Origin of the sequence: Saccharopolyspora oryzae (assembly GCF_027853915.1) — a bacterium.
Lineage (GTDB): Bacteria > Actinomycetota > Actinomycetes > Mycobacteriales > Pseudonocardiaceae > Saccharopolyspora > Saccharopolyspora oryzae.
The window spans coordinates 27,862-48,946 of the sequence record NZ_JAQGLA010000055.1; the positions used below are offsets into that span (position 1 = coordinate 27,862).

The 21,085-nt window shown below is 68.0% G+C and carries 25 protein-coding genes, 1 pseudogene and 2 riboswitches; of the genes and pseudogenes, 15 read left to right on the plus strand and 11 right to left on the minus strand.

What is annotated here, in order from left to right; translation table 11 throughout:
- Window positions 1-52: 52 nt before the first annotated feature.
- The gene (locus OU415_RS25960) at window positions 53-817 is read right to left on the minus strand and encodes a class I SAM-dependent methyltransferase (RefSeq protein ID WP_270951839.1); all 765 of its coding nucleotides are present in this window, start codon (window positions 815-817) and stop codon (window positions 53-55) included.
- Window positions 814-1,251, minus strand: a complete 438-nt coding sequence (locus tag OU415_RS25965; RefSeq protein WP_270951840.1) for a DUF2000 domain-containing protein — start codon at window positions 1,249-1,251, stop codon at window positions 814-816. The genes OU415_RS25960 and OU415_RS25965 overlap by 4 nt, the downstream gene beginning before the upstream one ends.
- Before the next feature lie 111 nt (window positions 1,252-1,362).
- Here OU415_RS25965 and OU415_RS25970 point away from each other — a divergent pair, with 111 nt between their 5' ends.
- Entirely contained in the window at window positions 1,363-1,818 is a 456-nt protein-coding gene (locus OU415_RS25970) for an Lrp/AsnC family transcriptional regulator (RefSeq protein ID WP_270951841.1), read from the plus strand.
- Here the strand turns inward: OU415_RS25970 and OU415_RS25975 are convergent.
- Both OU415_RS25975 and OU415_RS25980 read right to left on the minus strand, forming a co-directional pair.
- Window positions 1,815-3,023: a PucR family transcriptional regulator gene (locus tag OU415_RS25975; RefSeq protein ID WP_270951842.1), complete on the minus strand. Its 1,209-nt coding sequence runs from the start codon at window positions 3,021-3,023 to the stop codon at window positions 1,815-1,817. The genes OU415_RS25970 and OU415_RS25975 overlap by 4 nt on opposite strands.
- Before the next feature lie 191 nt (window positions 3,024-3,214).
- Window positions 3,215-4,063, minus strand: coding sequence for an acyl-CoA thioesterase (locus OU415_RS25980; protein WP_270951843.1), 849 nt, complete (start codon window positions 4,061-4,063; stop codon window positions 3,215-3,217).
- Between the two features lie 119 nt (window positions 4,064-4,182).
- Between OU415_RS25980 and OU415_RS25985 the strand changes: the two genes are divergently transcribed.
- Together OU415_RS25985 and OU415_RS25990 are read left to right on the plus strand one after the other, a co-directional pair.
- Window positions 4,183-4,917 (plus strand): GntR family transcriptional regulator, encoded by a 735-nt coding sequence (locus OU415_RS25985; RefSeq protein WP_270951844.1) that lies wholly within the window; start codon window positions 4,183-4,185, stop codon window positions 4,915-4,917.
- Window positions 4,918-5,016: 99 nt separating this feature from the next.
- The gene (locus OU415_RS25990; RefSeq protein ID WP_270951846.1) at window positions 5,017-5,172 is read left to right on the plus strand and encodes a hypothetical protein; all 156 of its coding nucleotides are present in this window, start codon (window positions 5,017-5,019) and stop codon (window positions 5,170-5,172) included.
- A gap of 121 nt (window positions 5,173-5,293) precedes the next feature.
- Here the strand turns inward: OU415_RS25990 and ligD are convergent, their stop codons facing one another.
- Window positions 5,294-6,289 carry a non-homologous end-joining DNA ligase gene (gene ligD / locus OU415_RS25995; protein ID WP_270951847.1) on the minus strand — a complete coding sequence of 332 codons (996 nt, stop codon included), beginning with the start codon at window positions 6,287-6,289 and terminating at the stop codon, window positions 5,294-5,296.
- A 160-nt stretch (window positions 6,290-6,449) separates the two neighbouring features.
- Here ligD and OU415_RS26000 point away from each other — a divergent pair, with 160 nt between their 5' ends.
- The 4 genes from OU415_RS26000 (at window position 6,450) to OU415_RS26015 (ending at window position 9,181) form a co-directional block, all read left to right on the plus strand.
- A complete protein-coding gene (locus OU415_RS26000) occupies window positions 6,450-7,205 on the plus strand; it encodes a DsbA family protein (protein WP_270951848.1) in 756 nt (251 codons plus the stop codon).
- On the plus strand, window positions 7,202-7,831 hold the full coding sequence (locus tag OU415_RS26005; RefSeq protein WP_333778728.1) for a vitamin K epoxide reductase family protein: 630 nt from the start codon (window positions 7,202-7,204) through the stop codon (window positions 7,829-7,831). The genes OU415_RS26000 and OU415_RS26005 overlap by 4 nt, the downstream gene beginning before the upstream one ends.
- A 94-nt stretch (window positions 7,832-7,925) precedes the next feature.
- Window positions 7,926-8,369 (plus strand): ATP-binding protein, encoded by a 444-nt coding sequence (locus OU415_RS26010; RefSeq protein WP_270951849.1) that lies wholly within the window; start codon window positions 7,926-7,928, stop codon window positions 8,367-8,369.
- Window positions 8,366-9,181: an RNA polymerase sigma factor SigF gene (locus OU415_RS26015; protein ID WP_270951850.1), complete on the plus strand. Its 816-nt coding sequence runs from the start codon at window positions 8,366-8,368 to the stop codon at window positions 9,179-9,181. Before OU415_RS26010 ends, OU415_RS26015 begins: the two co-directional genes overlap by 4 nt.
- A 91-nt stretch (window positions 9,182-9,272) precedes the next feature.
- Here the strand turns inward: OU415_RS26015 and OU415_RS26020 are convergent, their stop codons facing one another.
- A complete protein-coding gene (locus OU415_RS26020; protein WP_270951851.1) occupies window positions 9,273-10,061 on the minus strand; it encodes a M23 family metallopeptidase in 789 nt (262 codons plus the stop codon).
- A 721-nt stretch (window positions 10,062-10,782) separates the two neighbouring features.
- Here OU415_RS26020 and OU415_RS26025 point away from each other — a divergent pair.
- Both OU415_RS26025 and OU415_RS26030 read left to right on the plus strand, forming a co-directional pair.
- Window positions 10,783-11,691 carry a sulfite exporter TauE/SafE family protein gene (locus tag OU415_RS26025; RefSeq protein WP_270951852.1) on the plus strand — a complete coding sequence of 303 codons (909 nt, stop codon included), beginning with the start codon at window positions 10,783-10,785 and terminating at the stop codon, window positions 11,689-11,691.
- Window positions 11,692-12,135: 444 nt separating this feature from the next.
- On the plus strand, window positions 12,136-12,588 hold the full coding sequence (locus OU415_RS26030; protein ID WP_270951853.1) for a GtrA family protein: 453 nt from the start codon (window positions 12,136-12,138) through the stop codon (window positions 12,586-12,588).
- On the opposite strand, the gene OU415_RS26035 is transcribed toward OU415_RS26030, so the two are convergent.
- Complete coding sequence (locus OU415_RS26035; protein ID WP_270951854.1) at window positions 12,589-12,960, minus strand: hypothetical protein; 372 nt, start codon at window positions 12,958-12,960, stop codon at window positions 12,589-12,591.
- A gap of 373 nt (window positions 12,961-13,333) precedes the next feature.
- Window positions 13,334-13,648 carry a hypothetical protein gene (locus OU415_RS26040; RefSeq protein ID WP_270951855.1) on the minus strand — a complete coding sequence of 105 codons (315 nt, stop codon included), beginning with the start codon at window positions 13,646-13,648 and terminating at the stop codon, window positions 13,334-13,336.
- 99 nt (window positions 13,649-13,747) lie between these two features.
- On the opposite strand from OU415_RS26040, the gene OU415_RS26045 reads away from it, so the two are divergent.
- From OU415_RS26045 to OU415_RS26055, 3 genes are read left to right on the plus strand one after another with little or no spacing between them, the layout of a single operon-like run.
- Window positions 13,748-14,089, plus strand: a complete 342-nt coding sequence (locus tag OU415_RS26045) for a hypothetical protein (RefSeq protein WP_270951856.1) — start codon at window positions 13,748-13,750, stop codon at window positions 14,087-14,089.
- Window positions 14,080-15,018, plus strand: a complete 939-nt coding sequence (locus OU415_RS26050; RefSeq protein WP_270951858.1) for a WXG100-like domain-containing protein — start codon at window positions 14,080-14,082, stop codon at window positions 15,016-15,018. The genes OU415_RS26045 and OU415_RS26050 overlap by 10 nt, the downstream gene beginning before the upstream one ends.
- On the plus strand, window positions 15,015-15,983 hold the full coding sequence (locus OU415_RS26055) for a hypothetical protein (RefSeq protein ID WP_270951859.1): 969 nt from the start codon (window positions 15,015-15,017) through the stop codon (window positions 15,981-15,983). Before OU415_RS26050 ends, OU415_RS26055 begins: the two co-directional genes overlap by 4 nt.
- 63 nt (window positions 15,984-16,046) lie before the next feature.
- Here OU415_RS26055 and OU415_RS26060 read toward each other — a convergent pair whose 3' ends face one another.
- Window positions 16,047-16,202 carry a hypothetical protein gene (locus OU415_RS26060; RefSeq protein WP_270951860.1) on the minus strand — a complete coding sequence of 52 codons (156 nt, stop codon included), beginning with the start codon at window positions 16,200-16,202 and terminating at the stop codon, window positions 16,047-16,049.
- A 60-nt stretch (window positions 16,203-16,262) separates the two neighbouring features.
- Window positions 16,263-17,441, minus strand: a complete 1,179-nt coding sequence (locus OU415_RS26065; protein ID WP_270951870.1) for an acyl-CoA dehydrogenase family protein — start codon at window positions 17,439-17,441, stop codon at window positions 16,263-16,265.
- A gap of 101 nt (window positions 17,442-17,542) precedes the next feature.
- Here OU415_RS26065 and OU415_RS26070 point away from each other — a divergent pair, with 101 nt between their 5' ends.
- Entirely contained in the window at window positions 17,543-18,289 is a 747-nt protein-coding gene (locus OU415_RS26070) for a TetR/AcrR family transcriptional regulator (RefSeq protein ID WP_270951862.1), read from the plus strand.
- Window positions 18,290-18,629: 340 nt separating this feature from the next.
- On the opposite strand, the gene OU415_RS26075 is transcribed toward OU415_RS26070, so the two are convergent.
- Complete coding sequence (locus OU415_RS26075) at window positions 18,630-19,097, minus strand: hypothetical protein (RefSeq protein ID WP_270951863.1); 468 nt, start codon at window positions 19,095-19,097, stop codon at window positions 18,630-18,632.
- 122 nt (window positions 19,098-19,219) lie between these two features.
- Window positions 19,220-19,319, plus strand: a riboswitch (glycine riboswitch).
- Window positions 19,320-19,418, plus strand: a riboswitch (glycine riboswitch). It abuts the riboswitch before it with no gap.
- 117 nt (window positions 19,419-19,535) lie between these two features.
- Here OU415_RS26075 and gcvT point away from each other — a divergent pair.
- Window positions 19,536-20,639, plus strand: a complete 1,104-nt coding sequence (gene gcvT, locus OU415_RS26080; RefSeq protein WP_270951864.1) for a glycine cleavage system aminomethyltransferase GcvT — start codon at window positions 19,536-19,538, stop codon at window positions 20,637-20,639.
- A 22-nt stretch (window positions 20,640-20,661) separates the two neighbouring features.
- Window positions 20,662-21,085 (plus strand): annotated as a pseudogene (locus tag OU415_RS26085) (serine hydroxymethyltransferase); the annotation flags it as partial.

A 21,085-nucleotide genomic window follows, 5' to 3' on the forward strand; every position in this document is an offset into this window, starting at 1 on the left:
CGCAGCCCATCACCTCAGAACGTCCCCCCGCAGCACTGCCACGAGTCGGCCCTCAGGCCGGCTTCACCACGTGCAGAACACGTTGACCGCGCGGACCCGGGGCGTCGCGGCGGACGTCCAAACCCGCCGCCCGGCATTGCTCGGCCAGCCATTCCGGGTGCAGCCGCAGCTTGGGGTAGCTGCTCACGGCCAGCTCCCACCCGTCCCCGGAGCGGACGTGCAGGAGGTCGTGGACGAGCACAGTGCTGTCGTCGACGTAGTCGAGGAAGCAGGTGAGGATCCGGTCCGGCGCGCTGCGGACCGGGATGAAGCGATCAGGCCCGACCAGCTCCCCCGTCAGATCCCGGTAGGTGGCGACGAACTGACCGCCGGGCCGGAGCGCGCGGGCGATGTCGCCGACCAGGTCCGACACGTCCGCCTCGGCGGGCAGGTGCGGCAAGGTGTCGCCCATGCACACGATCGCTGCGGCCGCGCCGGGTTCGACGACCTGGGGAAGGGCCGATCGGATGTCGTCGTGCACCGGCCGAACGACGTGACCCGAGTCCAGCTCCGCCGCACGCGCGCTGAGCTCGTCGAGCAGAGCGGCGCTGGTATCCACCGCGATCACCGGGGCGAAACCGAGCCGGGCCAGCGCCAGGGCCTGAGCGCCGGACCCGCACCCCAGGTCCACCGCGATGGCGTCGTCGGAATCCCCGCGAACACCGAGTTCGCGGAGGAGCTCCAGTTGCGCCGAGGCGACGGCGTGGATGTCGCCGCCGAGCATCCAGGTGTAGTGCTCGGCGAGGAGGCGATCGTAGTGGTCGGCGGCGGTGGTCACGCGGCGTCCCCCCGGTGATCGCTTCCCAGCAGCGGCAGTCGTTTGGTCAGTCCCGTCACCCTGTTCCGCGGACCGAAGATCGCCACCGCGACCTGGTCGACGTCACCGCTCGGAGTCCCGGACAGCACTCGCAGGTAGTCGTCGTAATCCCGGGCGCGGCGGGCGGTCTCGTTAAACCCCACGACGGTCAGCTCCTCCCGCTCCCGGGCCCGGTCGTGCAGATCGCGCAACTGGTCGGCATCGGCCACCAGCACCGGGACCGGGTTCGGGTTCAGCCCGGCGTGCACTCCGCCGGATGCGTCCGCGCCGTCCTCGCCGAGCAGGTGCGGCAAGCGCCCACCCATGCTCAACCCCACGACCACGGCGGCGTTCACCGCTGCGTTCGCCTCCAGATCCGACCGGACGACGAGCACCAGTTTGGTCGGTAGTGCCACTTGCTTCCTCCGAACGTTCGATCGTTGCTACCTGCTCAAAATTAGCCATTTGCACGGGTTTTGACGCCGTAGTCCGATCGTTCGGCTGAAATGGATGGCAAGATGCCGTCCGTGGATGAACTTGATTCGGCGATCATCGGGGAACTCCAGACGGATGCGCGGCAGTCCAACCGCGAACTCGCCCGGAAGCTCGGGATAGCTCCCTCGACCTGCCTCGAACGGGTCCGCAGCCTCACCCGGCGCGGGGTGATCCGCGGCTACCACGCCGACATCGACCTGAAAGCGCTCAACCGCGGCGTGCAGGCGTTCATCTCCGTCCAGGTGCGCCCGCTCAGCCGGAACGTCATCGACGCCTTCAAAGCCGCCGTCGGCGAGATGCCCGAAGTGCTGGCGGTGTTCGTGCTCGCCGGTGGCGACGACTTCCTCCTGCACGTCGCGGTCCAGGACCTCGACCGGCTGCACTCGTTCCTCGTCGACCGGTTGAGCAAGCGCCGCGAGATCGTCAGCTTCCGCAGCTCCGTGATCTACCAGCGCGAGCAGAACAACGTGCTCAGCCCCCTGCCCTAGTCCCGCAGGCCGTCGCGGAGGCGGAGGGCCGAGAGGGCGAGGGACAGGGAAACGTAGGCCGTTCGGCCGTGCAGGGACATGCCGATCAGCGACGTGATGCGGTGCAGGCGGTTCAGGACCGTGTTGCGGTGGCAGTGCAGGCGGACCGCCGCGTTGGCCGTCGAGCAGTTCTCCTCAAGCCACGCCGCCAGGGTCTCCAGCAGCATGTCCCGCTCCCGCACCGGCAGCTCCAGCACGGGGCCCAGCTGGGACTCCAGCAGGCGCTGCGCCAGGTCCGGCGACTGCACCAGCAGCGCCTCCGGGAACCGCTCCTCCAGGGTCACCAGCTCCGAGGTGCCGTAGGAGGACGTCCCCAGCGTGGTCAGCGCGAGCTGGTGGGCCAGGCCCACCTCGGCCAGCCCCCGCACCGTCGGCGACACCGCGACCCGGCCGCGCGCCATCGGGCGCAGCGCGTCCAGCACCAGTTCCTTGTGCCGCTGCTCGAGCGCGACCAAGCCGACCAGCGAGTCGGCCCGCACCTGCCACACCGATCGGACGTGCAGCGCGCTCAGCACGTCCTGCTGCCCGCGCAGCGCGAACCCGCTCTCGTCGATCATCTCCGCGACGATCACCAAGTAGGCGCCGCCGGTGGGCAGGTCCAGCTCCTTGGCGGTGCGCTGCGCGAAGGCGATGTCGCGCGCGCGACCGGCGAGCAGGTCCTCCACCAGGGCGTGCCGGCGCTGGTCGTCGCGGCGCACCCGCTCCAGCTCGGTGTTGCGGTAGGACGTGGACAGCGTCGAGGACAGGCCGTCGATCACCGTCCATATCGAGGTCGCCACGCCCAGCATCGCGTCCGGATCCGCACCGTCCTGGTGGGCCTGGTCGACCAGCGACTCCCAGACGATCCGGCCGCCGAGCCGGAAGGTCCGCAGCATCACCTCCAGCGGCACGCCCTGCTCGGCGCGGCGGCGGCCGATCGCGGCGGCCACGTCGTCACCGTCCGGACCGGCGACCGCACCGCTGAGGATGTGCAGGATGCGTTCCAGGTACTTGCGGCAGCCCTCCCACAGATCTTCCTTCGGGACCGGGCTGTAGTCGGTCCACTCGGGGTTGTCGGTGAAGATGGCGCCCATCAGCCGCTCGGTCAGCCTGGGCAAGTCCTGGAGCCGCGCTCCGGCCAGCGCGTGCGTGACATCGGCGGCCTTCTCGGCAGGATCAACTACCACACCTGGAACGATACCGCCCGGAACCAGCCCCTCCGGCCCGCAGTTTCAACGAGGTTCTTCCATCCTCGTCCCGCGTAGCGGTGCGGGCCATGCCTCGCGGTCGCAGGCCAGGCAGAACGAAAAGGCTCAATTGAAACTGCAGATCCCAGCCCCTCCGGCCCGCAGTTTCAATTGAAACTGCGGGCCCCGGCTCAGCGCTGGATGCGCAGGAGGCCCTCCTGGGCGACTGTTGCGACGTGCCGGCCGGAACGGTCGAAGACGTTGCCGCGTCCAAGAACCCGGCCGCCCGCCGCCACCGGGCAGTCCTGGTCGTAGAGCAGCCACTCATCGGCTCGGAGGTCCTCGTGGAACCACATCGCGTGATCCAGGCTGGCCAGCTGAACCCCCGTCGCGTGCCGGTCGACGCCGTGCAGCAGGAACACCGGCTCCAGCAACGTCATGTCCGAGGCGTAGGCCAGTGCGCAGGCGTGCAGCAGGGGCTCGTCCGGCAGCTTCTCCGGAGCCCGCATCCACACCAGGTGGCGGGAGGCTTCGCCGGGCTCGACCGGCGGCGGGTACGGGGTCCGGTCGACGTGGCGCAGCTCGATCGCCCTCGGCAGGCGCCACCAGTCCGGGATCGGCACGTCGGAGTCGGCGAAGCGCTCGTGCAGCGGCAGCAGCTCCTCGGGCGCGGTCGCGGGCGGGAAGTCGGCCTGGTGCCGCAATCCGTCGCGGCCCCGCTGGAAGGACACCAGCGCGGTGAACACCTCCACCCCGTCCTGACCGGCGACCACCCGGCGCGACGAGGTCGCCCCGCCGTCCCGGATCCGGTCCACCGCGTACTCGATCGGACGGGTCGGGTCGGCAGCCCGCACGAACAGCGCGTGCATCGAGTGCACCGGCCGGTCCGCGGGCACCGTGCGACCTGCGGCGGCGATCGACTGGGCCAGCAGCAGACCGCCGAAGGTGCGGTGCTCGGGCAGCGGCTGGGTGCTGCCCAGGAACCGGTCGGCGCCCCGCTCGGCGAGGTCGAGCAGGTCCAGCAGGTGAGGAACGTCCATGACCAGAACCAACTACTCCCGACAGGTGGTATCAAGTTGCCCGTGACAGGCGACACAACCTCCGACGCGCGGTCCGCCGCGACGTCCCCGACCGGCGCTGCGCGGGAGGCGTCCGAGCGGTGATCAACGCGGCGATGCGCGCCCAGTCCCCGCGGCTGCCGGACGAGCTGGCCGGCCGGCTGCGCGAGTGGATCATGACCGGCCGGCTCCGGGCTGGCGATCACCTGCACCTGGAACGGCTCGCCGAGAACCTCGGCGTCAGCGTCACGCCGGTGCGCGAAGCGCTGCTCGCGTTGCGCGGCGAGGGATTCGTGTACCTGGAGCCGCGGCGCGGGTTCACGGTGGCGCCGCTGAGCCGCCACGACTTCACCGACGCCCACCAGCTGCAGGCCGGCCTCTCCGGGGAGCTGGCCGCCCGCGCCGCGCAGCGGATCGAGGCCGAGCAGCTCGCCGAACTCGCCGAGCTGGTGGAGGAGATACGGCTGACGGCGCGGTTCGCGCTGGCCGACGTCGGCGGTCTGGTCAGCCGGTTCCACGCGGAGCTGTGGCGGATCGCGGAATCACCGAAGCTGTCGTGGTTCCTGGGGATCGCGGTGCGCTACGCGCCTCAGCACGTCGCCGCGTCGGTGCCCGGCTGGCGCGAGATGGCGGTCACCGACCACGAGGCGCTGCTGATCGCTCTGCAGCAGCACAACCCGATCGACGCGCGCGCCACGATGCACAAGCACGTGGCCCACACCGGAGAGTTGCTGATCCACCACCTGCAGCAACTGGGGCTGTGGTCGTCAGGCTCGGAGAGCACCTCTCACCAGGGAGTTCCGCATCACACCGGGAACAATGACTCTGGTGGCTAACGTTGTCGCCCCCAGTGGCGACATCCGGGGTGAGACACCCGTTCGAGGTGTCGTCGAAACCCACCTCATCCCTGCGCAAGAAAGTTGGGGGCCCACGCCATGCAGAGCAACAGCCGCACGATCGTGTCGGTTGTCGGAACGTTGATGATGGTCGTCACGACCGTCCTGCTCGCGACGTGGAGCCCCAATCCCGGGGAAACTCAAATGCCGGTACAACCGGCGGCCAACGGCACCGCGATCGAGATCTCGCGCTGACACAAGGCTTTTCGAGCCTCCTCGACAGCGGAACCCCAGCGCCGGCTCCCCCGGTGCGACGCAAATTCCATTGAAATCGAACCTCCGATTTCAATGGAATTTGCGGATCTCGGTGTTCGGGTCAGGCTTCGCGGACCACGTCTTCGGGGCGTTTGTCGTTGCGGAGTCCGGAGAACCGGGGATGGCGGAGCTTGCCGTCGTCGGTCCACTCGGTGAAGCCGATCTGCGCGACGAGGTCCGGCGACACCCAGTGCACCGCTGGTTCGGCGACCTCGTCGGCGAACGGTGAGGTGTCGCGGGACCGGGCGTCGAGCTCGGTCCGGAGGCTCCGCAGCGTTCGCTCGTCGTAGCCGGTGCCGACCTTGCCCGCGTAGCGCAGCCGACCGCCCCGGTAGTAGCCGACCAGCAGGGCCCCGAAGCCGAACCGGGAGCCCTTCGGTTCGGTGAACCCGCCGATGACGAACTCCTGGTCCGCGACGCACTTGAGCTTCAGCCAGTCCCGGCTGCGGCCGCCGCGGTAGGGGCGGTCCGAGCGCTTGGCGATCAGCCCTTCCCAGCCGCGCTCGCAGGCCTCGCGGAAGAACTCCTCGCCGGTGCCGACCCGGTGCGCGCTGAACCGCAGCGGATCGGTGAACTCGAAGCACTCCCGCAACAGCCGCTTCCGGGTGCGCAGCGACAGCCCGGTCAGGTCCACGCCGCCGAAGGCGATCAGGTCGAACGCGTAGTAGTAGATCGCCACCCCGGTGCGCCGGGCCGCCTTCGGGTCGGTGAGGTGGATCCGCTTCTGCAGCCGGGCGAAGCTGGTCCGGTCGCCCTCGAAGGCGACCACCTCGCCGTCGATCACGAACCGGTCCGCGGCCTGCTCGGCCAGCGCGTCGACGAGCTCCGGGTAGGCCGCGTCGACCCGCTTGCGGTTGCGCGACCACAGCTGCGGGCGGCCGCCGTCGCAACCCGCGATCACCCGGACCCCGTCGAGCTTGCGCTCGAAGATCCAGCCGGAGTCGGAGAACCGGTGGTGGGTCAGCGTGGCCAGCGCCGGCTCGTGCCAGGTGCCACCGCCCCAGGGCCGGAGCCTGCCCTGCTCAGCGTCGTCGACCAAGCGCAGCGGATCGCTCATCGAATCATGCCTACCCGAGCTCCGGCGAACCGCAAACCGATCTGAAACTGAGAACTGGCTGTGAACGGCCTGTGAGTTCCACCCCGCAATGCTTCACGAACGAGTGAATGCGAGAAACTGGACTTAATCCCCTGGCCCTGTCCGAAGGTGAAAGCACCCGATGTCGAAGCAAAAGAATCCGCTGACCAAGAAGGGAAGCGGACCGTCCACCAACGTCATCCTCACCGCCATCGTGCTGGTCGTCGCCGTGGTGGTGATCGGCGGCGTGCTGTGGTTCAACCGCGACGGCGGCAGCGGCAGCAGCGATGAGAACGCGGGCCCGCCGGTGGCCGCCGAACTGCTGCGCAAGCCGGACAGCAACCTGCTCGTCGACACTCCCGACGCCAAGGTCACCGTGGTCGAGTTCTTCGACTTCCAGTGCCCGGCCTGCTGGAGCTACTACACGAAGATGACCAAGCAGGTCGAGGCCGACTACGCGGGCAAGATCACCTTCGTCGCGCGCAACTTCCCCCTGGACATGCACCCGCTGGCCCGACCGGCCGCGCAGGCCGGTGAGGCCGCCGCGCTGCAGGGCAAGTTCAAGGAGATGTACCACGCCATCTACGACAGCTACGAGGCGTGGGCGGCCACTCCGGACGGCCAGGTCAGCAACGACGAGGCCAAGGCCCGCGGGCTGTTCGAGCAGTACGCCCAGCAGATCGGCCTGGACATGGACAAGTTCCGCGCCGACGTGAACTCCCCGCAGGTCAAGGCCAAGATCGACGCCGACGTGGCGGACGGCGAGAAGGCCGGCGTCAACAGCACGCCGACGATCTTCATCAACGGCCGCCAGTTCAAGCCCGGCAACGACGTGCAGAGCTACGAGCAGCTCAACCAGGCCTTCCGCAGCAAGCTGGACTCGGAGCTGGGCAAGTGAGCGCCGCCCACGCCGTCGAAAGCACCGAGAGCGGTGCCCCCAGCACCTCCCCGCAGCCCCGCGGCCTGGGCTGGCTCTACGTCGTGGGCGGACTCATCGGGTTGGCCGGCTCGTTCGCGCTGATCGTCGAGAAGCTGGAGAAGCTGGCCAACCCCGGCTACGTGCCGACCTGCAGCATCAACCCGATCATCTCCTGCGGTTCGGTGATGGAGAGCGCTCAGGCAGCGGTGCTGGGCTTCCCGAACCCGCTGATCGGGGTCGCCGCGTTCCCGGTCGTCGTCACGACCGGGGTCGCGGTGCTGGCGGGCTACCGCCCACCGCGCTGGTTCTGGCTGGGCATGCAGCTCGGCACCACGCTCGCGGTGGCCTTCATCCACTGGCTGATCGTGCAGAGCCTCTACTCGATCGGGGCGCTCTGCCCGTACTGCATGATCGTGTGGGTCGTGACGATCCCGCTGTTCTGGTACACCACGCTGCACAACCTCACCGCGGGCAACTTCGGCGGCGGCAAGTCCGTCGGCGTGGCGCTGGGCGGGGTCCACAGCGTCGTGCTGGTCCTGTGGTATCTGGTGATCGTGGTCTTGGTGCTGCTGCGCTTCTGGGACTACTGGAGCAGCCTCCTGTAGCCGGGAGCGCCCGTTTGTTCGGTGCGGGGCTCGGGTACGCAGGTGACTGCGAGTGATTGGTCGCGCCGCACCGACCGAGACGAGGTGGCCCGGGATGAGCGTGGAACGCGAGGTCGCGAGGGGCGAGCCGATGACATCCGCGGCGAACGTGGTCGAGGTCCGCATCTCGGCCGAACCCGCCCAGCTGGCGGTGATGCGCGCGGTGGTCGGCGACCTCGCGATGCGCGCCGACTACGACGTCGACTCGATCGCCGACCTGCGGTTGGCGGTGGACGAGGCCTGCTCCTCGCTGATCCGGCTGGCTGCACCGGAATCCACCTTGGTGTGCCGTTTCCACACCGCGGGCGAAACCCTGTCGGTCACTGCCGAAGTGCCCAGCGACGACGCCTTCGGCCCGCGCAAAGATACTTTCAGCTGGCGCGTGCTAAGCGCTCTTGCGGACGTTGTGTCAACCTCGGTCGAGTCGGATCCCGCTGCCGCCAACGGCAGCCACCTGGTGCGGATCGAATTGACCAAGGGACGGACGGCCCACGTGTGAAACGAGCGGATTCCAAGCCGACGGGGCATTCGCGCAACGAGCGCTACGACCGGCTGGCGCCGCTCTTCGGCGAGCTCGCGAAGCTGAGCAAGCAAGATCCTCGCCACTCCGCACTCCGGGACAAGCTGGTCACCGAGCACCTGCCGGTGGCCGAGCACATCGCCCGCCGGTTCAGCCATCGAGGTGAATCTCAGGAGGACCTGACCCAGGTGGCCACCCTGGGGCTGATCAACGCGGTGGACCGCTTCGACCCGACCCGCGGCGTGGACTTCCTGTCCTACGCGGTGCCGACGATCATGGGCGAGGTCCGGCGGCACTTCCGCGACACCGGCTGGGCGGTGCGGATGCCGCGCCGCCTGCAGGAACTGCACCTGTCGGTGTCGGCGGCGATCGCTCGCCTGTCGCAGGAGCTGGGCCGCGCGCCGACGCCGAGCGAGCTGGCCAAGCACCTCGGCATCAGCACCGACGACGTGTACCGCGGGCTGGAGGCGGGCAACGCCTACCGCAGCGCTTCCCTGGACGAGCTGCTCACCGACACCGACGAGATCCCGCTGGGCGATGCGATCGGCTCCGACGACGCCGAGCTCGCCGAGGTGGAGAACCGCGAGATGGTGCGCCCGCTGCTGCAGGACCTGCCGGACCGGGAGCGCCGGATCCTGGTGATGCGCTTCTTCCGCGGGATGACCCAGACCCAGATCGCCGAGCAGATCGGCATCTCCCAGATGCACGTCTCCCGCCTGCTCTCCAGGACCCTCATCTGGCTCCGCCAGCGCCTCGAAGAGGAGAAACCCGCCAAGACAGCAGCGGATTGAGCGTCCTCGCGGGAACCGGGCCCGGAAATGGGGAACCGCCCGGGACCCGTCGGGGGAGTCGGGTCCCGGGCGGCAGCTCAGGGGGTGGCGGTCAGAGCTCGATGCCGCGCTCGTTCAACCACGGCACCGGGTTGATCTGGGTGCCGCCCTCGATCACCTCGAAGTGCAGGTGCGGGCCGGTGGACTGGCCGCGGTTGCCCATCGTGGCGATCTGCTCACCGGCACCGACCTCGTCACCGACGCTGACGTCGATGGTGTTGATGTGGCCGTAGACGGTGATCGTGCCGTCCTTGTGCTTCACCCGGATCCACTGGCCGAAGCCGCTGGCCGGGCCGGCATCGATCACGGTGCCCGCGGCGACCGACCGGATCGGGGTGCCGATGCTGTTGGCGATGTCGACGCCCTTGTGGCTGGTGCCCCAGCGGGCGCCGAAGCCGGAGGTGAAGGTGCCCTCCGCTGGCTTGACGAAGCCGTTCGCGGCCTTGCGGGCCGCTTCTTCCTCAGCGCGCTTGGCCTCGGCAGCGGCGCGCTCGGCCTCCTGGCGGGCCCGCTCGGCCTCCTCGTGCTGCTGCTCGATGGCCTCGGCCTTGTCGACCTGGCGGGACTCCGCCACCGAGTCGGTCGAGGTCTCGGGGGCGAGCAGCTTGACCGAAGCCGGGCTGGTCGACGTTCCGCTGACCGCGAGGCTCAGCTGCTTGCTCGCGGACAGCGGGTTCACCGCCGCGCTGCGTTCGGGGACGCCCGGCTGGTCGTCGGCAGCGGCCAGCGGCTGCCCGACGGCGGCGAAGGCGCCACCGGCGACCACTGCGGCCACGACCTTGTTCCGGAGCGGGAGGGCGGCCGTCGGGGGATGGCCGCCCTCCTTGCTGTGCTTGCCCATCTTCACCTTCCGCCTCGGGGAGATCCGGTCACTTCCCGCTCGGGGGATTGCGGGTGATGCCTCTCGGGGAGCGAGACATCGTCGTGATCGAACCGTGACGTACGAGCGGTGAACGTAGCTGAGGGTTATCAACAGACGCAACCAATAGTCCGTTCACCTGAACATCAAGAAACGGAAGCCGCGTAGACCATCACTCTCGGTGTTCATCAAAGATGACCATCAGGTAACGACCGTCATCTTCCAAGGCCGCGGCGGGACATTCCCGCCCGGCGCGCCGCGACGGCGATCGAGAAGAGGCCGGTTTTCGCAGGTCCGCATCCCGATCGGGGATCAAGGATCGCCACCTCGCCGGAAGGCCCCGGCACGTCATCAGTCCACAGAGGACACTGCGGTCACGAGGCCAGCGAACACCCCCACCGGAAGATCGTCCGGCGTCGGAAGTGGCCTTGAACACAGGCCCGACGTCCCAGCCCTCCCGCACTCTGAGAGGCGGTGCCGCTCGACCGCGGGATCTGCTTCACTGACGCGCATGACGCCTGGTGATCAGTGGCGGCTGCTCGTGCAGCGCCTCCACGTCGACCTGCGCCGCGTCACCTCCGCAGGGTGTCGGCGAGCGCGGTAGCCCCGCTCGCACCGTCCACTCCCCCGTTTCCGGCTTCGCATCGCAGCGCACGTTCCCCGTGCGCCGGTTTCGGCACCCCTCGCACCCTCGGAGAACATCGTGCAAGCGTTCCTGATATTCGCGCTCGGCGGTTTCGTCGCGCAGCTGGTCGACGGCTCACTGGGCATGGCTTACGGCGTCACCTCGACGACGATCCTGCTCGCGGCCGGGATGAGCCCGGCCCTGGCCTCCGCCTCGGTGCACCTCGCCGAGCTGGGCACTTCCCTGGCTTCCGGCCTCTCGCACTGGAAGTTCGGCAACGTGGACTGGCGGGTCGTCCTCACGCTCGGCGTGCCGGGCGCGATCGGCGCCTTCCTCGGCGCCACCGTCCTCAGCAACCTCTCCACCGAGGCCGCCGAGCCCTGGATGTCGATCGTCCTGCTCGTGCTCGGCGCCTACGTGCTCTCGCGGTTCGCGTTCCGCCCGCTGCGCCGCCGCCAGCTCACCGGCGTCAGCTCGAAGCTGCTCGCCCCGCTCGGACTGGTCGCCGGGTTCGTGGACGCCACCGGCGGTGGCGGCTGGGGCCCGGTCGCGACCCCGACGCTGCTGAGCACCGGCCGGGTCGAACCGCGCAAGGTCATCGGCTCGGTGGACACCAGCGAGTTCCTGATCGCCGCCTCGGCGAGCCTGGGCTTCCTGTTCTCCCTGTCGCACCAGAACCTGTCCTGGACGACCGTGGGCGCGCTGCTGCTGGGCGGCGTCGTCGCCGCGCCGCTGGCGGCCTACCTGGTGCGCATCGTGCCGATGCGGCTGATCGGCGTCGGGGCCGGCGGGCTGATCGTGCTCACCAACGCGCGGACCCTGATCAAGGACTTCGACCTGCCCGGACCGTCCCACGCGATCATCTACTCGGTGATCGTCGTGGCCTGGGTGGCCGCCGTCGCCTACACCGTCCGGGTCCACCTCGCGGAGCGCCGCGAACTGGACTCCGACGAGGTGGCGGAGACCGCGGAGGCAGTGCGCAGCTGATCGCGCACGGGGGTGGCGGTTCCGCGGGAGCCGCCACCCCTTCGCAAATTCAGCACAACCTTCAGCGACGAGAACGCATGTTGACTCTGAGCGAAGATTTACCCACGTGCCGTATCGCCGAGATCAACCGAACGAGTTACTGTTCGGTAGACCGTGTGGAAGCCCCCCGACACACGGTAGGTGCCCCGGGTGAGGAGTTCAGCACTCCCCGCCCGGGGCACCGCTCCCCGTACCGCGGCCTTTGAACGCGACCGCAAACGTTTCGCGATCAAGTGTGCACCGGCTCGTTGGTATATTCCAGCCGCCACGCGGCCCAATCCTCCGCGCCCACATCAGCGCAGCGCAACCAGGCAATTCGCCTCGGTCACGAGGTTCCACTCCTCCGGCACCCGCACGAAGCGCCGCTGGGTATCGTCGGCCGAACGCGGATCCCACGGAGGCGAGATGGCACCGCAGGCCACCGAGACGACGGGCGCCAAGCGGTACTGGCCGCTGATCAGCCGGTTCGCCGCGGCATCGGTGGTGGCCACCGCGATCAGCCAGGTCTTCTTCCTGCTCGCCTACTCCCTCGGCGCGGCACCGGTCGCGGCGACGATCATGGCGTGGCTGGCGGGCGCGATCCCGAACTTCACCCTCAACCGACGCACCTGGGGCAGCACCGACCGGGCGAACCTGCGCGGCGAAATCCTGCGCTACGCGATCATCTCGGTGACCACGGCCCTGCTGGCGGCCCTCGCCACCCACAACGCCGAAGGCCTCGCCCGCTCCCTGTTCCCGGACGCCCGCAGCGCGCAGGTGGTGGTCGTCTGGGGAGCCTTCCTGGGCACCTACGCGGTGATGTTCGTGATCAAGTTCTTCCTGGTGGACCGCCTGGTCTTCCCCAAGCAGAACCGCTGATCAGCGGCGCTGCCCGGGGGTGTGGCCGAGCTGGCGGGAGTGCGCGTGGGTCGCCTGCACCCACTGCGTGACGGACGGACGCGTGATCAGCACCATCAGCGCGATCACCACGGCGGCCAGGACGACCCACACCAACATCGTGACGAGGTCCGGCTTGTCGCCGCGTCCGAGGAACGAGCGGAACACACCGAACCCGGTGACGGCGACGGTGATCCACCCGGCCATCGCCATCGTCCCGGTGTTGGGGAAGAGCCGGTGCAGCAACCGAACAACCCCGAGCACGTGCATGACGCCAACGGCACCGACGATGAGCGTCAGCAGCACGACGGCGATCTCCCCGCCCCCACTGGCCCCGGCAAGCCCGGCGACCAACGTGTAAACAGCAACCCCGAGCACAACCAGCGCAACAATTCCCCCAAGTGCAGCAGCAGCGACCACAGCCCCCGGCCGCTTCGGAGCCTGCGGAGGAGCCGGAACCTGTTGCTGCGACGACGGATTCGGAACCTGCTGCGGGGACGGAGGAACCGGATCCGGCATCTGCGGATTCGGCCCCGGCGGCGGCCCCTGCCGCGGATACGGCGTGGGGTACTGCCGAAGAGGCGCCTGCCGATGAGGTGGCATGGCTCCACCAGTCCCCTGCCGATCATCCGGCCAAGGTGGCTGCGACATAATTCGGCCTCTCAACAGCTGCTGCAATGCGCGCGAAGTTTAACGAACCAACGCCCCCACGGACGCCAGTTCGGACCTACGTCCCCAGCTTCTTCTGCGCCTCTGCCAAATCCTGGGTGACCTTCTCGATCGTTCGCTCGAACCCCGCAGTCAGCTGGTCGAGCTGCTGCTCAAATGCGCCGAGCGCGCCCGAATCGCCACGCACCTGCCGAGCGAGATCATCAATCCCGGCATTCACCGCCTGCTGCACCGCGGCCGCAACCTCCGACGGCCCCCTCGAGAGCAGCTCGGACGAGAAGCTCAAGTCCGCCAGCCTCCCGTCCGGCGCGATGATCGCGCGGACCTGCCCGTCCGCAGCGCTGCCGCATCCCTGCAACGAAGTCCCGTCCACACCCGCTCCCATATCCGATTTCGGCGAATCCTCCCACAGCCGAAAATTCACCGACTAGTGTCCACGACGATCAACGTCGACGACCAGGAACGCTGAGACGTGACCGAAGGCTTTTCACTCAACCCAGACCTGCTGCGTCAGTCCGCCCAGGCCCTCAGCGGATTCGGTTACCACCTAGACGCCGAAAGCAGCAAACTTCGCGCTGGGACGACGGGCGACGGGGCCGTATGGGGAACGGACGAAGCGGGACTCGAATTCGGCGCTGCCCACGAAGAGGTCGCAGACCTGGCCAACCGAGCCATCGCAGCGATCGCACGCGGGCTCGACGAGCTCGGCGGCGCGCTCCACGACACCGCCCAAGACGCCGTGGAAACCGACGAGACGCATGCCAATGAGCTAAAACGTCTGCTCGACGACCTCGGGACATCACCATGGCAGTGACGCTGCCATCAGAACTCGCGCAACTGCTGGCCGACGCAGGATGTCAGTGGCCGGATGCAGACGAGGACCGGTTACGCGATCTGGCCAATGGCTGGCGGCGCATCGGACAGCAGCTGGCCGGCTTGCGAGACGAAGCATCGGCTGCAGCGAAACGCGTGTCCACCGAACACCAAGGCAGGACCGTTGACGCCTTCGCTGCGCGCTGGTCGAAGATCGAAGCGCATATCGCCTTCGGCGCAGCCGCTGCAGATCAAGCAGCATCGGTGGTCGACACACTCGCACAAGCGACGCTCACTACGAAGACTGCAGTAGCAGGCATCCTGACTGCCGGCCACCACCAGCAACAGCAGATCAAGGATCAAGCAGCGGCGGCCCTGATCGGTCCGCTCATCGCCGCGTTGCTGCGCATGTTGGGCACTGCGCTGCGCCCCCTGCTCTCCAAGCTCGTCAGCCTGATCCGGAGCGCCGCATCTGCGGTGCTGAACTTCCTGAAGCGGGCGTTCGAGATCATCATCGACTTCTTCGAGACCGTGTTCGGCCCGGAACCGCCTCCGCTGCCTCCACCTCCCCCGCCGAAACCGGTTTACCGGCGCGACGAACCGCTACCCCACGCCCGTGAACTCATAGCAAACGGAACCGAATGGACCGAGCCGGCAGGTGGGCGCGGCGGACGGAAGCTGCCCAAGCAAGGTGAACCGAACCAGGTGCTCTACCTCCGCAATCCCCCAGGGACTGGCCCAATCACGGGCTATTCCGTATACGACGAACGAGGATTTATCATAAAACGGGTGGACATCATGGGCACTCATGCCGGGATGACAGGACATGTGCACGAGTACAAACTCAACACGAACCCCAAGACCGGTGAAACCCGCCCTGGCGAATCCGGAGTACGCGAAGCGACACCACAAGAAACGGACTACCAGTGAACCAGCTCGATCAGCAGGCCAACAGCCGCCAGTTCCCAGGTTTCCTGGCAGAGTGGCAAAAGGCGAATGGCCCTGAGTTCACTCCACTTGACTACCTCGGGTGGGGGGGTGGCATCGAGTTCGTGCTGGCTGCGCAATGGCTCTTCTGCCCAAGCTTCATCCAGCACCGTGGCGGCGTCTTCTTCTCCAAGTTCCCTGAAGGATCGAGCGAGCCTCGCCGGAAGAACATCGACGGATGGTTCTCAGGAAGAGAAGATCGCGTGGATCTCGTCGAATTCCACGCGAACATGACGACCCTATGGGACGTCTTCACCAACGACGACACGGCCGAATACGACGAAGATCTGTCTCAACTCGCTCGCACGATCGCAGAATGCTGGAAATCTTTGCTCGAAAAGCAATTTCCAGAACGTGATTTCACCGTCGAAGTCCACGACGACGACAAATCATACGGACCTCAGATCACTTTCTACAGCAAGCGCGTTGAAAAGCTTGCTGCGGTTGTCCACGACCTACCCCCAGGGCAGTTCGCACCGATCAGCAACGAACCTGCGACACTGCACGTGGACCTACCACCATCGCTTCTCCATGCGTTCACCCAACTCGCCCCGGGTGCACAGGTGCAGCAGATCGACGTGCGTACCGGGATGGCCTTCGACGCCCTGGTCAAGGCGATCACCCCGACCGCCGAATCGCTCGACCAAGCACTCCTGCAATCACCGACAACAGTAGTGCTGGTCACCGGTTTCGAGCAGCAGTGGGTGAAGAACCGGCAAGCCACCGAGCAGTTCATCCAAGGATTGCCGACTGCCCTGGCTGCAGCAGGATCCGAGGGAAAAACCATGCACATCGGCCTGGCTGATCTGACGAGCGACACAGTGAACGCGGTACTGGCTCTGCTGCGCACGTCGACTACCACGGAATCCGAACCGATCCCGGTCTTCCACTACCCGCCCGCTGTCTGATCCCGAACGACAACGGCCCCCGGCTCCTGGAAACCGAGGAGTCGGGGGCCGTTGGGCCTGGGGTCAGCCCTTCTTGTCGCCCTTGCCGAGGAACTTGTCCTTGACCTGGTCGAGCTTCTCCTTGTTCTTCGGGTCCGTGGCGTACTTCTTCGCCTGGTCGATGACCTTCTTGCCCTGCTCGCTCTTGGCGAACTGGGTGACCTTGTCGAACAGCGACATCGTTACTCCCCGAACGTCGGACTCACCGTTGGCCACCAGCGTACCGGCGATTCGGGAGAATCAGCCCAGAACGCCCCGCACCGAGGCGTGACCCTTGAGCAGGTTGCGAGCCAGCGTGCGGCGCTGGATCTCGTCGGTGCCCTCGAAGATCCGCAGCAGGCGCAGGTCGCGGTACCAGCGCTCGATCGGCAGCTCCTTCGTGTAGCCCATGCCGCCGTGCATCTGCAGCACCCGGTCGACGATCTCGTTGGCGCGGGTGGCGCCGTAGAGCTTGGCGATCGACTGCGCGTGGCGCGAGTCCATGCCCTGGTCGATCTGCCAGGCCGCCTGCAGCACCAGCCAGCGCAGCGCCTCGATCTCCACCGCCGAGTCCGCCACCATCCACTGGATCGCCTGGCGCTCGGCGATCGGCTTGCCGAAGGTCTCGCGCTGCTTGGCGTAGTCCATGCCCATCTCGACCAGCCGCTCGCAGGCACCGAGCGCATGCGCGGGCAGCATGTAGCGACCGCGGCCGATCCACTGCATCGCGAGCTTGAAGCCGTGCCCGACCTCGCCGAGGACGTTGCCCTCGGGAACCCGCACGTTGTCGAAGACCAGCGCGGCGGGCTGGCGCTCCCACGGGCCCATGATGTCGATCGGCTCGGACTTCCAGCCCATGTCGCGGTCGACCAGGAAGCAGGTGACGCCGCCGTTGGCGCCCTTCTCCTTGTCGGTGACGGCGAAGACCATCACGAAGTCCGCGTCGATGCCGCCGGTGATGAACGTCTTCTCGCCGTTGATCACCCACTCGGCGCCGTCCTTGACCGCCGTGGTCCGCAGGTCCTTGGCGTCCGACCCGGCGCCGGGCTCGGTGATCGCGAAGCAGGACTTGCGGGTGCCCTCGATGGTCGGCAGCAGGTAGCGCTGCTTCTGCTCGTCGTTGGCGTAGTAGAGGATGTTGTCGGCGTAGCCGCCGAACCGGAACGGCACGTAGGTGCGGCCGAGTTCGATCTCGATCAGCGCGGACATCACCGCCGACAGGCCCATGCCGCCGTACTCCTCGGGCGTCTGCACGCCCCAGAACCCGGCTTCCCTCGCCTTCTGCTGCAGCTCGTGCTGCTCGTCCTTGGTCAGGCCGCGCTCGCCGGCCCGCTCGCGGCGCAGCACCTCCGGCTCCAGCGGCACCAGCTCGCGCTGGACGAAGTTGCGCACCCAGTCCCTGATGTCGCGCTCGGTGTCGGAGAGCGAGAAGTCGACCATCGCCGGATCCTTTCCTGCGGCCATCTAACTAACGTTGTTAGTTTTGTGGCAGCCTAAGACGGCCCCAGCGAGCGCCGCAAGGGATCCGACGAGGAGAAGACGTGCCCAGACCGACCACTCCCCGGCTGTCGCCGGAACGCATCCGCCGCGTCGGGCTGGAGATCATCGACGCCGAGGGCCTGGAAGCGCTGTCCATGCGCCGCCTCGCCGACCAGCTCGGAGTGCGCGCCGCCTCGCTCTACAACCACGTCGCGACCAAGGAAGAACTGCTGCACGAGATCGCCGACGACGTGATGGCCTCGGTGGACGTCTCGGACTTCGAGCAGGACTGGACGACCGGCCTGCGCAGCTGGGCCCGCTCCTACCGCGCGGCCCTGGTCGCCCACCCCAACCTGGTGCCGTTCCTGGCCTACGGCCCGGCCCGCCGCGAGAACGCCCTGCGCCGGGCCGACGCGGTGCACGGCGGCCTGACCAGCGCGGGCTGGCCGCAGCGCTACGCCACGATGATCGGCGCCTCGACGAAGTACCTGGTGGTGGGCTCGGCGATGGGCTCGTTCAGCGGCGGCTTCCCGGACGACGCGGACCTCTACGGCGACCGCTTCCCCCACCTCAACAAGGCTCACCTCCTCCGCGAACACGCAGCGGAGATCGACGCGGCCAGCTTCGAACTAGCCCTCGAAGCCCTCATCGACGGCCTCCAGAAGCAGTACCGCGAGCTAGGGGGCGATGAGCGGATGCGCCGCGAGTCCCAAGAAGCGCCGGACGACCCGGCGGACGCCGCTGAAGTGAGCGCCGTCCGCGAGGACATGGACCGGGCGACGCGTCGTGATCAGGGATATGGCAGCTAGTCCGTCCACTTCGGATGATCCGGACTCGCGCGCATTATCCACACGATGCGCTTGTCAGGATCGGGGCAGTACCAGATGCGTCCAGATGACGTCACCTCGTACTGCCACTGATCAAGTGTTTTCCCGCCCACCACGTGTGTTGCGAGCTCCCACTTCATCGGATGCTGGCGACGCGGATTCTCCGGCTCTAGCGGCCGTTCGCTGAGCACCACCCAGGCTTCCCAGGTATTGCTTCGAGCTGTCCGACAGAGCTCTTCCCAACCCTTGACCGCTTCGTTGTTGGCGGAATCGGACCTCCCAGCCGTTGGGCGGCGCCGGGGGCGCTACCCGGTCGCCTCGCTTAGGCGTCACCGTCGCCCCCTTCAGGCGGAGGAACCCGGCCGAAGTCCTCGTTAGCAGGCTCGGTCAGCGCTCTCACCAGCTCGGGGTCGGTGTAGACGAGCGCCGTGGCCTTCCACTCGTGGACCGTTTGGTTCAGCGGCGCCCAGCTGCCCAACTCCGCGGACGCTCGAAAAGTTCGGACGAAGTCGAGAGCGAACTCCGATCGGGCGCCGGACGGCAGCAGCGCCGCCCACGGGAACTCCTCGGACAAGATGTCGATCAGTTCGTCCGGGGAAAAGCGATCAAAGACAGCACGAACCGCACGTCCAGCGAGCATGGCTCCGTCAGACTCCCCGGACGCCCGGTCCTCTCGGGTGAGCACGAGCGGTGCGCCGTCCCTGCGGCGGATGCGCACGTCGCCTTGATCGACTAACTCCGCGACGCTCTTGGGATCGCGCTGCACTTCACTCCACTGCACCTCACGCATGCCTCCATTCTGAACTTCTTCAGAACTCCGGGGCAAGCCCGGTGGAGATCACTCATCCTTCCGGTTGACGTGGGTCACTGGTGGTTCGTAGCGTCCTTCAGCAGAACCGAATAGCGCGCCTACGACGTCGTGCGGGAGAGACTCCGGCCCTTCTCGGGACCGGGGCGCCGAAGGAGCAATACTCCCCAGCAAACTCTCAGGCACCGGCACCGCACGGCACCAGGCGATCACGGAGAAAAGCAGAAGCACCCGCTTCTCGCCCACGGTGCAAGCCGCCTCCCGAGGTGGCGAAACTCTCAGGCCAATGACTCCGGGGAGACCGCCCGACCAGCGCAAGCCCGCGCAGGTCGGGGTCGAGGTGCCCCCGATAAGGTTGGGACAGTGAGCTGACCGGCCCTCGACTGCCGACCGGCGCCCACCAGGAGGAGTCCCACCACCATGTCGTCGCCACGACGGACGCCCTTGCACCACGTGCACGAGGCGCTCGGCGCCAACCTCACCGAGTTCGCGGGCTGGGAGATGCCGCTGCGGTACTCCGGTGACATCGCCGAGCACAACGCGGTGCGCACCGCGGCCGGCCTGTTCGACCTGAGCCACATGGGCGAGATCCGGATCAGCGGTCCGGAAGCCGCGGCCGCGCTGGACCACGCGCTGGTCGCCAACGCCTCCGGCATCACGCCCGGCCGCGCGCGCTACACCATGATCTGCAACGCGCAGGGCGGTGTGCTGGACGACCTGATCGTCTACCGCCTCGCCGAGCAGGAGTTCCTGGTGGTGGCCAACGCGGCGAACGCCGCCGTGGTCTCCGCCGAGCTGGCCGAGCGGATCAGCGGGTTCGACGCCCAGCACGAGGACGTCTCCGACGACTACGCGCTGATCGCGGTCCAAGGCCCGAACGCCGTCGCGATCCTCGAGCCGCTGACCGACACCGACCTGTCCGGCGTCAAGTACTACGCGGGCTATCGGGCCCAGGTCGCGGGCAAGGACGTGCTGCTGGCGCGCACCGGCTACACCGGCGAGGACGGCTTCGAGCTGTTCACCGCCCCCGGCGACGCCGAGGCCGTGTGGCAGGCGCTGACCGAGTCGGGCGCGGAGCACGGCCTGCAGCCCGCCGGGCTGTCCTGCCGCGACACGCTACGCCTGGAAGCCGGCATGCCGCTGTACGGCAACGAGCTGTCCGCCGACCTCACGCCGTTCCACGCCAACCTCGGCCGGGTGGTCAAGCTCGACAAGACCGCCGACTTCGTCGGGAAGGCCGCGCTAGCGGCTGTCGCGGAGAAGCCCACCGAGCGCACCCTGGTCGGGCTCAGCACCGACCAGCGCCGCGCGCCCCGGCACGGCTACCGCGTGCTGGACGCCGACGGCGCCGAGATCGGCGTGGTCACCAGCGGCGCCCCGTCCCCGACCTTGGGTCACCCGATCGGGATGGCCTACGTGGACCGCGAGCACAGCGAACCCGGCACCCAGCTGCAGGTAGACATCCGCGGCAAGGCCGTCGCGGTGCAGGTCGTCGAGCTGCCGTTCTACCGCCGCAACGCCTGAGAGAAACACAGGAGGCAACACCATGTCGACACCGGACCTGTTCAACGACAAGCTGGCCGCGGTGGATCCCGAGGTCGCGGCGGCGGTCGGCGCCGAGCTCAACCGGCAGCAGAGCACGCTCGAGATGATCGCCTCGGAGAACTTCGCGCCCCAGGCCGTGCTCGAAGCGCAGGGCTCGGTGCTGACCAACAAGTACGCGGAGGGCTATCCGGGCCGCCGTTACTACGGTGGTTGCGAGCACGTCGACGTCGTCGAGCGGCTGGCCATCGAGCGGATCAAGGAGCTCTTCGGCGCCACGTATGCCAACGTGCAGCCGCACTCGGGTGCGCAGGCCAACGCGGCGGCGATGTTCGCGCTGCTCAAGCCGGGTGACACCATCATGGGTCTGGACTTGGCCCACGGTGGTCACCTGACCCACGGGATGCGGATCAACTTCTCGGGCAAGC